Below are 12,685 nucleotides of genomic sequence, written 5' to 3' on the forward strand. Positions count from 1 at the left end.
TTTTACAAGGCATTTAATCCAGAAGTAGGTCTTTATGACACTGAGCAATGTTGATGTGACTTTTGCAGCGTGGGGCACGGCGCGTGATCGCGCGGAAACCAAAGGCAGGTTTTGGCGATTGAGGAAAGTGCAGGTGCGTTTGGGCCTGCGGCGCGTGAAGAATGCCATTGCACCTGTGTTCGGCGGGCTTTCTGCTGCGGGGGCGGTGGCTTCAAAGGGGCAAGGGAAGGGGCGGTTGCTTGCGGGCTTGCACGGGCCTCTCCCGCGTCCCTATGCAAAGCCGCCTTCGAACCCGAAGAAAAAGCAGGAGGAGACCGACCTTGATTTTCGGCAGGTGCTGCATTCCGTTCTTGTTCGGGCAAAAATGCACCTCCTTGTTGTGGGTCTTTTCTCGTTTGCATCCAGTATTCTCGTGCTGGCACTGCCGATCTACCTCTTCCAGATTTCAGACCGGGTGCTGACCAGTCGCAGCGTGGATACGTTGGTGATGCTGACTGTCATCGTGGTAGGGCTGATCCTTGCCCATGTGCTGCTTGATATGTTTCGGCGATACATGTTGATGCGCGTTGCCGTGGACCTGGAGACGCGGCTCGGCGCACCCGTGCTGAGCGCCGCAGCCAAAGCCTCCCACAACGGATCAAGCCGGGAATTTCAGGCGCTTGGGGACTTGCAGCAGTTGCGCAGCTTCCTGACAGGCTCTGTGCTCTTGACCATGCTGGATGCGCCAGTTGCGCCAATCTACCTGCTGGCAGTTTTTCTGGTGCATCCGCATCTGGGGCTGATCGTTACGGGGACAATTGTGATCTTGCTGATCGTGGCGCGGATCAACCAGCGGCTGACCGCAATACCGTTCAGTCAGGCCGGGGCGTTCAGCGCCCGCGCCAATTTGCAAGCCGATGCCATGGCGCGGAATGCGCAGGTTATCAATGCCATGGGCATGATACCGGAGAGCGTGAGACTGTGGGGGCGCGAAACGGCGAACTCGCTGAAGTCTCAAGTGGTTGGGCAAGACCGAAATGTGGTGATGGCGGGGATCTCCAAGTTCATCCGCTTGTGCACCCAGATCACCATGCTGGGATGGGGGGCGTGGCTGGCGCTGAACAACGAGATCACTGGCGGCATGATTATTGCCGCCTCCATCATTGGCGGGCGGGCTTTGGCGCCGGTGGAAGGCACCATTGAAGGCTGGAAGAGCTTCATCGCCGCGCGTGCCGCATTCGGGCGCATCCGAACTTTGCTGCAAACCTCCCAGCTCAATGTGCGCCGCCTGCGCTTGCCGGAACCAAAAGGGGCGCTGGCGGTGGAGCGGGTTCTTTATGTGCCGCCGCCAAACAAGCGCGTCATTCTGAATGGGGTGTCGTTTGATCTGACACCGGGTGAAGCCTTGGCGATTGTGGGGGCCTCAGGCTCCGGGAAGTCTACACTGGGCAAAATGCTAGTGGGGTCCATTGCGCCCACTGCTGGAAACGTGCGTCTTGACAACATGGACCTGCGCAACTGGGATCCGCGCCAGCTTGGCGAAAATGTCGGCTATCTGCCGCAGGATGTGCAGCTGTTTCCCGGTTCCATCAAGGCCAACATCGCGCGCATGAGAGAAAGCGCTTCGGACGCCGAGGTGTTCCACGCTGCGCAAATGGCCAATATTCACGAGATGGTCTCACATTTTCCGCAGGGCTATGAGACAGAAGTGGCGATGGATGGCTCGCCCCTTTCCGGGGGGCAAAAGCAGCGCATTGGTCTTGCCCGCGCCTTCTTCGGCAAGCCGCGGCTGGTGGTTTTGGATGAGCCGAACTCCAATCTGGATGCCACGGGAGAGCAGGCGCTCAGCGAGGCCATGGGGCGCGCCAAGGCGGAAGGCATTACGGTGGTGGCCATCACCCAGCGGCCCCAGTTGCTGCGCTGTGCCGACAAGATCCTGATGTTGAAAGACGGAACCGTGCAGGCCTTCGGGGTGCGCGATGACGTTTTGCCGCTGGTAACAGGCCGGCGCCCCGCGCCAGTGGCCAATGCGACCCCGACCCTTGATCAGACCGCAGCAACGCCCCGGGCCCAGCTGGAGCCGACATCATGACCACGCGCAGCCTCATTCTCGATAGCAGTTGGTACGAAGATGTGCCGCGCAGCACCACTTTTCCAATTCTGGCCAGTCTCGTGGTCGTACTGGTGACCTTTGTTGGCTTTGGTGTTTGGGCGTCAACAGCCCCCATGGCCGGGGCCGTTGTTGCAACCGGCAGCTTTGTGGCAACGGGCCAAAACAAGATCATTCAGCACCTTGAAGGCGGGATCATCGAAGAGATACTGGTGCGGGAAGGGGACATCGTGGAAGAGGGCGACGTGCTGTTGCGCCTCGATCCCACTGCTCCGCAGGCCAACCTGGCCCGCCTGCAAATCCGGCAAGCGCGTCTTGAGGCGGTTCAGACGCGCCTCGTTCATGAGGGGCGCGGCATCACGCAGATCTCTTGGCCAGAAGGGTTGGAAGCGCGCCGCGATGACCCGCGGATACACGCCATCTTGCTCAATCAGGCACTGACCTTTCAGGCGCGCTCCAAAAGGTTGCAGAGTGAAATTGACATCCTGCAACAGAGCATTGATGCGCTGGAAGAAAAAGTGACAGGCGGCAAGACCCAGCGGGTGGCCGTGAAAGAGCAGATGGCGCTGTTTGCAGAAGAGCTTGAGACGAAACGGGAAATGCTAAAGTCCGGCTTGATCCGCAAGTCGGAGGTGCTGGGGCTGGAGCGGGCCATGGCGAACCTGCGCGGCGAGGTTGGACGCATTACAGCGGAAATTGGAGATGCAACGGAGCGCATTGCCCGCACCCGCGCCCAGATCGCCAAAGCACGTCATGAGGCCTCGCAGTTTGCAGTTGATGAACTGCAGGCCATCAATGCGGACCTAGATGATGTGCGTGAGCAGATCTTTGCGGCAAAAGACGTGTTGAAGCGCATCGAGATCAAAGCGCCGGTGCGGGGGGCGGTCATTCGTATGCGCTATCACACGGCTGGCGGGGTTGTAGAAAGCGGTAAGGACTTGATGGAAATCCTGCCGTTGCAGGACGATTTGGTGATTGAGGCCAACATTCACCCTGCGGATATCGACAATGTGCGCAAGGGCCAGAAGGCCATGGTGCGGATGAATGCGCTGAACCAGAGAACGACCCCCATGCTGCCAGCGCAGGTGATTTATGTTTCCGCTGATGCCTTGCCAGATGAACGCCGCTCGTTCACGGCCTCGGATGTTTATGTGGCCCGTGTGAAGCTGGACCCGCAAGCTATAGCCGACGTGATCGACTTTCAGGCAACGCCGGGCATGCCAGCGGAGGTCTATATCACCACGCGGGACCGCACCTTCATTGATTACCTGCTTGAGCCCTTGCAAGACAGCATGGCGCGGGCGTTCCGCGAGCCTTAGTGCCGCGGCCTCATCTGGGAGACTGCGGCAAGGTGGGCGCATCCTTTGGGGGCCGATTAGGCTTTGAAAAAGCATGCTCTGCTTTTGAGCTGGCTCTTCTAAAAAACGCGAAATAGACTGCTTGACCTTCCAGTCACTGGAACCTTTAGGCTCGCCATAACAAGTTGAAAAAGAAGGTGTGCCATGAGCAATCAACAGTCTTCCCCCTCCGATGAGGGGGCTTCCCATGCCGCATGTTGTGGCAGCCATGGAGCTGGCGGCCACGCCCCCGTGGGGCTTGCAGGGGATGAAAACAATACCGCCATTGATCCGGTCTGCGGGATGTCCGTTACTCTTGGTGCCGGAAAACCCTCGTTGCGGTACAAGGGGGAGGACTACCATTTCTGCAATCCCAAGTGCCATGACCGGTTCGAGGCCGATCCATACTTTTATCTTTCTGGCAACAAGGAAAAAGCCGCGAAGGCGCAGGACAAGTCCGCCCTTTTTACCTGCCCCATGGACCCGGAGATTGTACAGGAAGGGCCTGGCACATGTCCGATATGCGGCATGGCGTTGGAGCCGATGGACGGTGTATCCGATGAGCCGAACCACGAGCTGATCGATTTTACCCGTCGCTTGTGGGTGAGTGTCGGCGCGGCCATTCCGCTGCTGGTCATCACAATGGGGCCAATGGTGGGACTGCCCATTCGCTCGTGGATTGGCGAAACCCTATCGCTCTATTTGGAGTTGATACTCGCTCTGCCCGTCGTTGGCTGGGCGGCAGCGCCGTTCTTTGCCCGTGGGTGGACCTCCTTGAAAACACGGCACTTCAACATGTGGACCTTGATCATGCTTGGGGTGGGCGCTGCATTTGCTTACAGCGTTGTTGCCGTGCTGTTCCCGCAAATTTTCCCGGATACGCTCAAGACCGAGGCCGGGCACGTGCCGGTCTACTTTGAGGCGGCCGTTGTCATTGTTGCTTTGGTGTTTGTCGGTCAGGTGTTGGAGCTGCGGGCCCGTGAACGCACGGGTGATGCCATACGGGCGTTGATGGACTTGGCGCCAAAGACGGCGCGGCGCGTTCTCCCGGATGGGGAAGAATATGATGCCCCGCTGGAAAACATCGTTGCCGGAGATCTTTTGCGCGTGCGTCCGGGTGAGGCCGTGCCAACAGACGCCATTGTCATCGAAGGCATGTCATCTGTCGACGAGAGCCTGATTACCGGTGAGCCTGTGCCCCAGGAAAAGCAAAGGGGCGATCGCGTAACCGGCGGCACCTTGAACAAATCCGGCACGCTCGTGATTGAAGCGGCTTCCGTTGGTTCAGACACCGTGCTTTCTCAGATTGTGGGCATGGTTGCCAACGCGCAGCGTTCTCGGGCCCCCATTCAAGGGCTGGCAGATCGCGTTGCCGGGTGGTTTGTGCCCACTGTCGTACTGGTGGCGGTGGTTGCGTTCGGAATCTGGGCGCTGTTTGGTCCCTCTCCAGCTCTAGCACATGCCATCGTGGCTGCCGTTTCTGTACTCATCATTGCGTGCCCCTGTGCACTTGGGCTGGCAACGCCCATGTCCATCATGACCGCGACCGGGCGGGGGGCACAGGCCGGGGTCTTGATCAAGGACGCAGAAGCGCTGGAGCGCATGGCGCGGGTGGATACGCTGGTGCTGGACAAGACCGGCACCATTACCGAAGGAAAACCGACGCTGACGGATGTGGTGGTGCTCTCATTTTCGGGCGAAAACGAACTTCTCGGGTTGGCGGCTTCGCTGGAAAAAGCCTCTGAACACCCACTGGCGGATGCCATTGTTGCAGGTGCGGCAGAACGGGGTGTGGCCCTTCAATCTGTCGACCAGTTTCATGCACATGTGGGGCAGGGCGTTTCTGGTGTTGTGGCAGGTAAGAAGGTGCTGCTCGGCAATGCAGCCCTAATGAGCGCCAACACCATCGGAACGGACTCCTTTGCCAACGTGGCGGATGATCTGCGGGACGCGGGAAAGACCGTAATGATCATTGCGGTCAACGGCGAAGTGGCTGGTCTGCTTGCGGTTGCCGATCCCATCAAGGAAACCAGCCGAGAGGCCATTTCACGGCTGCGGGCCGAGGGCCTGCGGGTTGTCATGGCAACAGGAGACAATGAACGTACGGCAAACGCCGTAGCGCGGGAGCTGAACCTTGATGAAGTGCGTGCAGGCGTGCGGCCAGAGGAAAAACAACAGCTCATTGACGAGTTGCACGCGCAGGGCCGCAAGGTCGCCATGGCCGGAGATGGCGTGAATGACGCACCAGCGCTGGCGGCAGCGGATGTGGGCATTGCCATGGGCACAGGGGCAGATGTCGCCGTTGAAAGCGCGGGCATAACCTTGCTTTCAGGAGACCTGAACGGGGTGTCCAAGGCGCGTGTGCTGGCGCAAGGGACCCTGAGTAACATCAAGCAGAACCTGTTCTTTGCCTTTGTCTACAATGCAGGTGGGGTACCGATTGCCGCCGGTCTGTTGTATCCTCTCACGGGTACATTGCTCTCGCCCATGCTTGCGGCAGCGGCAATGAGCTTGTCATCTGTTTCGGTGATATCAAACGCGTTGCGGTTACGTAAGCTTAAGTTGTAAACTGGCTAAAGGCTCCGGGCTTTCCGGAGCCTTCAGGCGATTCCCTCTGGAGGTTGGACCCATGAATATTGGTGCAGCAGCTCGCCGCTCTGACTTGGCGGCAAAGACCATAAGGTACTACGAGGAGATTGACCTGATCCGTCCGGCCCGTGCCGAGAATGGCTACCGCGATTACTCCGAAAAAGACGTGCAACGGCTGCAGTTCCTGCAACGAGCGCGCAACCTTGGCTTTTCCATCGAGGAGTGCCGATCGCTGCTCTCGCTCTATGAGGACGAAGAACGAACGAGCTCCAGCGTCAAGGCAATGACGCTGGAAAAAATTTGTGAAGTGGATGAAAAGATCCGCTCCTTGCAACATCTCAAGCGAACCCTGCACGAGTTGGCTGAGGACTGCCCGGGCAGTGAGGATCCTGACTGCCCGATTATCAACGAGTTGAGCAACTGAACCACAGACTGCCCGTTTTCGCCTCTGGAAACTCAAAGAAGTCGGGGGCTATGGCGGCGCGCGAACCTGCTAGCACTAGGGTCTGAAGGATCCTATCCGACTCGAAGGCCTTACCCGCCTTCGACGGTGCAAGCGGAGTGACGTTGGTCAGTGCTCAGCCCTGTCAAAACCGGGGGCGCAGAACTGCGCCGGTTTTTTTGGCGTTTATCGCGCATCCTTGGCGCGTTTTTGCTGGCAGCCATTCTCAATGTTTCAAATGGTGTTTATGCCGCTGATCCGCCGGAGCAGGCGGCAGGCAAGGCCGATGCGCTGACACAGGACGATTTCGCTTTTCGCTGGTATGGCTTGTTTACGCCTTGCGAAGGCCGCTGTGCGGTGTCCATCTATAACGGTTCCTATGTGAAAGACGGCATGTATCAGATTTTCACGGAGGCGCATCCGCCGCACACATGGGATTACGACAATGACTTCATTGTGGCTGGCGCGGCGTCCAAGCGCATTCTTTCGCTCTGGGACATGGTGCACGTTGAACCGGAAGTGGGGATCGCGCGCCGTTATGGGCAGCAACATGTAACGGAAGTGTGGCTGGCCGCGTACTTGCGTTTCGACGGGTTTCCATGGCGCGAGTATCTTTACACCTCTGTTGCCGTTTCAACGGGCATCAACTACGCGGACAAGATCACCCCCGTGGAAGAAGCGCGGGGCGGGAAGGCGGGCGGCGACCGCCTGCTTCACTACCTCGCTCCGGAAATCACCTTTGCCCTGCCGGAGTATGAGCATATTCAGCTCATGTTCCGCTTCCATCACCGCTCTGGGGCCTATGGCTTTATTAGTGATACGGACGGCGGCGCGCACTACGGAACAGTAGGCCTGCGCGTTTGGTTCTAGCTGCCGAACTTGCGGTGCGCGTCCAGCGCCAAGCCCATTCCCACAGCGCCGAACACATCCCCTTCCACGATTTGTGCTTCTGGAAACTTGGCGCGGAACATGGATTGCAGCAGGGGCACACGGGTGGTGCCGCCGGTCAGGAACACGCAGTCGATGGTCGGCGCGGTCACGCCTGCCATGGAAAGGGCTGTGTCGATCTCTTCGGAAAGCCTTTCAGCGGAGGGATTTATGGCCGCGTCAAACTCTGCCTTGGTGAGCGGCAGCGACAGCGCGCTTTCTTTCAGGGGCAAGGAAACGGTCACTTCCGCCGCGTCGGACAGGTCAATCTTCGCCTGCTCGCAAAGGCCTGCCAGCGCATGGCCCTGCCGATGTGTCACCACGTCTATTATCCGGTCGACCCGAAGGGGTTCGGCAGCTTCGCGGCGCACTTCACGCAGTTCTCTGAGGATCTTTGGGTCGTACATGCGGTTGATGGAGTGCCAGGTGGCGAGTTCAAAGTAGTACTTTGACGGCAGGGGCCGCTTGCCGTCACGGCTCAAGCTCTTGTAGCCCATATGAGGCATGACTTGCGCCATGGAAAGCAGCTGGTCGAAGTCTGTGCCGCCGATGTGAACGCCGGTATTTGCAAGAATATCATCCAGTCGATCGGCTGCTTTTGCGCGTTCTGGTGAGACGCGGACCACGGAGAAGTCGGCAGTGCCGCCGCCGATATCAATCACAAGAACCACTTCTTCGCGGGTGGCTTGCTGCTCATAGGCAAGCGCGGCGGCAATGGGCTCATATTGGAAGGCTACCGAGCTGAAACCCTGTGCCCGTGTCATTTCTTCCAGCGTGTTCTGAGCGGCCCGGTCGGCCTCTGCATCATCATCGACGAAATGCACGGGACGGCCCATGACCACCTGTGAGACGTCACCGCCCGCAAAATGCGTGAGTTTTTCCTTCAAGTGTCCGAGAAAAATGCCGATGATTTCCTTGAAGGGGACGGACTTTGCGAGAATGGGGGTCTTTTCTTCAATGAGGGCAGAGCCGAGCACGCTTTTCAACGAGCGCATGAGGCGGCCTTCAAAGCCGTCCATATAGTCTGCTCGCGCCTGACGGCCAAACACGGTCTCTTGCTCTTCAAAATTGAAGAAGATCGCGGTGGGAATGTCGGTTGCTTCGCCTTCCACGGGGACGAGCTTCGGTCCGTTGCCGGTGAAAACCCCGAGGGTGGAATTGGACGTGCCAAAATCAATGCCTGCGCAAGTAGGGGTCATGCTCGCCTCGCCTGAATGGTCTCTCGGTAAGAAGGGGGAGAGCGTGCCTACACGATGGGAGGAGAAACGTCCAGTGCTCACGTGACTTTTCGCAGCAGGGAAGAGCTGCTTTCCCTAACTGCGGGGACAAGTGAGGCGAACACGCCTCACTTAGTTTTTGGGGCCAAAGCACAAAGCACAAGGCACAAGGCGCAGGGGCGCAGGGGGGCAGAGCGCAGGTCAGTCAATCACCATGCCAAGGGAGGCGCTGCGAACAGCCTCTGTCCGGTTTGTCCAGCCGCGGCCAAAGCTGCTGAAATGCGACAACCCGCGGTAGTAGGCAAGCCGGGCGTCCGCATAGGCGTTGATCAAGCGACGGGTCGCTAACTCGGTAGTTGCGGCAAGGGTGCGGGGGCCAATCACACCGTCTTCCGCGGCCCCCACCAAGCGTTGCAGCAGTCTGGCCGCCCGGCCCGGTCCGGCATTGACGCCAAAATCAAACAGCATCAGATCAAGGCCAGCAGGAAGCTGATCACATGAAAGGGCCTGCCAGTAGCGCGCCCGGTAAATCTGCTTGGCTTCCGTGCGAGACAGAGCCTTCACATCCTCGGCGGACAAGGCGAGATCGCCGCGCCAGTCGCGCAGAGTGGCAAGCGTGATGCCGAAGTTGGTCGCGCCGCCCGGATCTTGCGGGTGGTCCACGTACCCACCCTCATGAGATAGGACAATCTCGACGCACGCGTCAAAACGCTCTTGTGTTGCGGGGGGTGTGAAAGAGGCGGGCTGGGGCGAAAGCTGCTGGGGCGAAAGCTGCTGGGGTGAATGCTGCAGGGGTGTGAGCTGCTGTGAGGGGGAAGAAAACGGTTGGCGCACCGGGGTGGCAAGGGCAGCGTCTTTTGCGCGGGACCCCTGCGAGGAGCCCAGCCAAAAACTGATGACGGTGGCAAAGCCCGCTGTCAGAGCGCCAATGGCAATGTTGAGCAACTGAAACGCTTCTCGGTTGCTGGCCTCAACCGGCGCTTGCCACAACACCAGCAAGCCAGCCAAAATGCCGAAGAAGCCGAGAGTGACAACCATGGAGACCGCCACAGGCCCCCAAGCAAACGGATTTGCACTGCTTGCCAGTGTCGAAAACGCGGAACGCGCTTCGCGCTGGTCTGCCAAATGCCGGTCGAGCCGCGCCATCGCATCCTGACGCGCATTTTCCGCCTGCTTGACTGAGGCATTGAGGCGTTTGGCCTGAAGATCGGCATTCAATTTGGCAAGGGCGAGGGTGAGTTGCACCTCCAGTTCCCTGTCGTGCTCCAGGGCCGCGCGGATCTTTTCCGGATCCGTTGCTCCCGTAACGCTTTTGATCACGCGGCTGATGCGGCGGGTGGAAACGCTCTCCTCATCCGGCTCAAGGGCGGATACCAGATCGGGCAGAAGGGAAAGGGCGATGGATAAGAACGGGTTCATGGCGCGGTCATTCCTCATGAAAGCAAGAGGACTTCAGTCTAAGTGCCGCTGCCAAGGCGGGGGATAAGTGCCGCGCCTAGCGACGAACCCAGCACAAGATCGTGTCTTGCATCACCCGCAGGCGCTCATCCAGCTCTTCATTGCTCATCAGGTCGCGTTGGTACACGGTCGAGAGTGTGTGCTGGTTGATGAGGTAAAAAAAACCGAGGGCGGCAATGGAGATGTTGAGCTGTATGGGGTCAATATCATCGCGCAGTGAGCCATCTTCTCGCCCGCGCTGCAGGATTTCTTTCATGCGCACCAGATGGGTCTGGTTGATTTGCCTAGTGTCGGCAGAGGCTTTGACATGGCGGCCCTGCAACTGGTTTTCCGCGTTGAGCAGCCGTATGAACTCCGGATTCTTGAGGTAGTAGGTCCATGAAAAGGTAACGAGAGCCTTGATCGCCTCCAGAGGGGACAAGTGGTCTAGTTCCAAGGCAGCTTCCTGCTGGCGAATGTCGCGATAAGCCTCGTCGAGAACCACTGAGAACAAAGCATCCTTGTTGCCGAAATAGTGGTAGAGCATGTTCTTGTTCACGCCCGCACTCTCTGCAATCCGGTCCACGCGCGCGCCTTCAAATCCGGCGGAGGCAAATTCATCCCGCGCGGCCTCCAAAATCTTGCGGCGTGTCTCCTTTGCGTTGCGACGCTGCTTCATGGGGTTAGGCCTGTCGGTTTCTGTCATCATGTCTTTCTGAAGGGATGGACACACGCCCTGTGTTGCTGCCCATCATCCCTGTTGCTGCCACGGCTTCCGCTGTTTTTCTCGGGGCAACTTGAACAATGCAACAATAATTCATTCCGTTCACGTTACCTTGAGCCTATTGATTCCAGTGATCTTTCCCAGTCACACAACGGTGCTGCGAGTGCGTTGTTGGTAAAATCACTGCTTGTACTAACTAACTGGATAGTTAATTAATGGCAACAGACAACCGTGGAGTATCACAGATGACTGTTTCCGAACGCCCCGTCGCCCTTATTACCGGTGCTGCCAGAGGCATTGGCAGAGGCTGTGCCGTGGCGCTGGCAAAGGCGGGCTTCAATGTTCTGCTTAACGACCGCGACGGCGCAGAGGATATCGCTTTGCTGCAAAGCGCGGCGCGGGACATCCAGGCTTTGGGGGGAGATGCCGAAATTTTTGCCTGTGATGTTGCGGATCTGGACCTTCATTGCGTGCTGTTTGCCGCCGCGCTCGACAAGTGGGGCCGTCTTGACGTTGTGATGAACAACGCTGGTGTCTCGGTGAAAAACCGAGGCGACATTCTGGATGTTGAGGTGGACAGCTACGACTACAACCTCTCCGTCAACACCCGTGCTGTGTTCTTTCTCACCCAGCGGGCGGCAAAGTACATGCTGGCACAGGGCCAGATTGGCGACCAGCACCGCGCCATCATCAACGTAACCTCCTGCAACGTAGTGGCTTTGGCATTGAACCGCGGTGAGTATTGTGTCTCCAAGGCGGCGTCCAGCATGACCACCAAGCTGTTCTCCCTGCGTTTGGCGGAAGAAGGAATTGGGGTCTACGAAATCCAGCCGGGCATTATCGAGACGGAAATGACGCGCCCCTCCAAGGCGAAATACGACAAGCTGATAGCGGAAGGCCTTGTGCCCATGAAGCGCTGGGGCCAGCCAGAAGACATTGCCAAATACGTGGTGAGCATGGCCGAAGGCCAGATGCCCTACTCCATTGGACAGGCTGTCTTGGTTGATGGTGGCCTCACCATCCCGAATTTCTGACGGCGGGGAGATTGTTGAGTTCCCATGCGTGTTTTGGAAAAGAACAGCCCGCTCTTAAGCCTCAATACCGCTAGCTTGGGGCATCGCAGTCCGATTTCTGAAGTGATTGAGCGCGCCGCCCGTCATGGCTTCGGCAGCATCGTGCCGTGGCGCCGCGATCTTGAAGGCTGCGAGGTTCATGCGGTTGCCCGCCAGATCAATGACGCAGGGCTAAAGGTCAATGGGCTGTGCCGCTCCACCTACTTTCCGCAGGAAACAGAGCAAGCGCGCCGGGCGGCCCTTGAGGACAACAAGCGGGCACTTGAGACCGCAGCGCTGCTGGGCGCGGACTGCTACATCCTTGTGGTGGGAAGCTTGCCTGCAGGCTCCAAGGATCTTGCGGGCGCGCGCCGTCAAGTAAAGGACGGTGTCGCCGAGCTGATGGAAACCGCCCGAGAGCTTCGTGTGCCTCTGGCGCTGGAGCCGCTGCACCCCATGACAGCCGGGGACCGGTCTTGCCTCAACACGTTAGGGCAAGCGCTGGACTGGTGTGAGGCGCTCGACCCACACAACAGCGGGGGTCTCGGCGTTGCGGTGGACGTCTACCACCTGTGGTGGGACGAGTATCTGGAGCGCGACATTGCCCGTGCCGGCAAGCAGAACCGCATTTTGGGCTTCCATGTGTCTGACTGGCTGGTGCCCACCACCGATCTGGTTCAGGACAGGGGCATGATGGGCGATGGCGTTGTGGACCTGCGCCAAATTCGGCGTTGGGTGGAGGCGGCAGGGTACGCAGGGCCTGTCGAGGTGGAAATATTCTCAAAAAACAATTGGTGGCTGCAGAATGAAGATGATGTGCTTTCAACCTGCATCGACCGCATGACCACCGTTTGCTGAGCCAGTGGGGATG

10 protein-coding genes are annotated in these 12,685 nt (G+C 58.7%); 7 read left to right on the forward strand and 3 right to left on the reverse strand.

Annotated elements, in window-relative coordinates; translation table 11 throughout:
- Positions 1 to 34: 34 nt before the first annotated feature.
- From PUV47_RS13175 to PUV47_RS13195, 5 genes are all read left to right on the forward strand, one after another.
- Complete coding sequence (locus PUV47_RS13175) at positions 35 to 2,071, forward strand: type I secretion system permease/ATPase (protein ID WP_274219033.1); 2,037 nt, start codon at positions 35 to 37, stop codon at positions 2,069 to 2,071.
- Entirely contained in the window at positions 2,068 to 3,408 is a 1,341-nt protein-coding gene (locus PUV47_RS13180; RefSeq protein WP_274219034.1) for an HlyD family type I secretion periplasmic adaptor subunit, read from the forward strand. The genes PUV47_RS13175 and PUV47_RS13180 overlap by 4 nt, the downstream gene beginning before the upstream one ends.
- A gap of 183 nt (positions 3,409 to 3,591) precedes the next feature.
- Positions 3,592 to 5,994: a heavy metal translocating P-type ATPase gene (locus PUV47_RS13185; RefSeq protein WP_274219035.1), complete on the forward strand. Its 2,403-nt coding sequence runs from the start codon at positions 3,592 to 3,594 to the stop codon at positions 5,992 to 5,994.
- A gap of 61 nt (positions 5,995 to 6,055) precedes the next feature.
- Positions 6,056 to 6,439 (forward strand): Cu(I)-responsive transcriptional regulator, encoded by a 384-nt coding sequence (gene cueR, locus PUV47_RS13190; protein ID WP_274219036.1) that lies wholly within the window; start codon positions 6,056 to 6,058, stop codon positions 6,437 to 6,439.
- Between the two features lie 150 nt (positions 6,440 to 6,589).
- A complete protein-coding gene (locus PUV47_RS13195) occupies positions 6,590 to 7,327 on the forward strand; it encodes a hypothetical protein (RefSeq protein ID WP_274219037.1) in 738 nt (245 codons plus the stop codon).
- Here the strand turns inward: PUV47_RS13195 and PUV47_RS13200 are convergent.
- From PUV47_RS13200 to PUV47_RS13210, 3 genes are all read right to left on the reverse strand, one after another.
- On the reverse strand, positions 7,324 to 8,583 hold the full coding sequence (locus tag PUV47_RS13200; protein ID WP_274219038.1) for an Hsp70 family protein: 1,260 nt from the start codon (positions 8,581 to 8,583) through the stop codon (positions 7,324 to 7,326). The genes PUV47_RS13195 and PUV47_RS13200 overlap by 4 nt on opposite strands.
- Positions 8,584 to 8,802: 219 nt before the next feature.
- A complete protein-coding gene (locus PUV47_RS13205; RefSeq protein WP_274219039.1) occupies positions 8,803 to 10,020 on the reverse strand; it encodes a glycoside hydrolase family 108 protein in 1,218 nt (405 codons plus the stop codon).
- Between the two features lie 76 nt (positions 10,021 to 10,096).
- Positions 10,097 to 10,747: a TetR/AcrR family transcriptional regulator gene (locus PUV47_RS13210; protein ID WP_274219040.1), complete on the reverse strand. Its 651-nt coding sequence runs from the start codon at positions 10,745 to 10,747 to the stop codon at positions 10,097 to 10,099.
- Positions 10,748 to 11,007: 260 nt separating this feature from the next.
- On the opposite strand from PUV47_RS13210, the gene PUV47_RS13215 reads away from it, so the two are divergent.
- Both PUV47_RS13215 and PUV47_RS13220 read left to right on the forward strand, forming a co-directional pair.
- Positions 11,008 to 11,796: a 3-ketoacyl-ACP reductase gene (locus PUV47_RS13215; RefSeq protein WP_274219041.1), complete on the forward strand. Its 789-nt coding sequence runs from the start codon at positions 11,008 to 11,010 to the stop codon at positions 11,794 to 11,796.
- Between the two features lie 24 nt (positions 11,797 to 11,820).
- Entirely contained in the window at positions 11,821 to 12,672 is an 852-nt protein-coding gene (locus PUV47_RS13220) for a sugar phosphate isomerase/epimerase family protein (RefSeq protein ID WP_274219042.1), read from the forward strand.
- Positions 12,673 to 12,685 lie beyond the last annotated feature (13 nt).

Source organism: Pseudovibrio exalbescens (assembly GCF_028737195.1).
Classification (GTDB): Bacteria; Pseudomonadota; Alphaproteobacteria; order Rhizobiales; family Stappiaceae; genus Pseudovibrio; species Pseudovibrio zosterae.

What these genes read in the sequence shown, in the direction of transcription:
- PUV47_RS13175 (WP_274219033.1), top strand. Translation starts at nt 35, where the DNA reads ATGACACTGAGCAATGTTGATGTGACTTTTGCAGCGTGGGGCACGGCG.
- PUV47_RS13180 (WP_274219034.1), top strand. Translation starts at nt 2,068, where the DNA reads ATGACCACGCGCAGCCTCATTCTCGATAGCAGTTGGTACGAAGATGTG.
- PUV47_RS13185 (WP_274219035.1), top strand. Translation starts at nt 3,592, where the DNA reads ATGAGCAATCAACAGTCTTCCCCCTCCGATGAGGGGGCTTCCCATGCC.
- cueR (WP_274219036.1), top strand. Translation starts at nt 6,056, where the DNA reads ATGAATATTGGTGCAGCAGCTCGCCGCTCTGACTTGGCGGCAAAGACC.
- PUV47_RS13200 (WP_274219038.1), bottom strand. Translation starts at nt 8,583, where the DNA reads ATGACCCCTACTTGCGCAGGCATTGATTTTGGCACGTCCAATTCCACC.
- PUV47_RS13205 (WP_274219039.1), bottom strand. Translation starts at nt 10,020, where the DNA reads ATGAACCCGTTCTTATCCATCGCCCTTTCCCTTCTGCCCGATCTGGTA.
- PUV47_RS13210 (WP_274219040.1), bottom strand. Translation starts at nt 10,747, where the DNA reads ATGATGACAGAAACCGACAGGCCTAACCCCATGAAGCAGCGTCGCAAC.
- PUV47_RS13215 (WP_274219041.1), top strand. Translation starts at nt 11,008, where the DNA reads ATGACTGTTTCCGAACGCCCCGTCGCCCTTATTACCGGTGCTGCCAGA.
- PUV47_RS13220 (WP_274219042.1), top strand. Translation starts at nt 11,821, where the DNA reads ATGCGTGTTTTGGAAAAGAACAGCCCGCTCTTAAGCCTCAATACCGCT.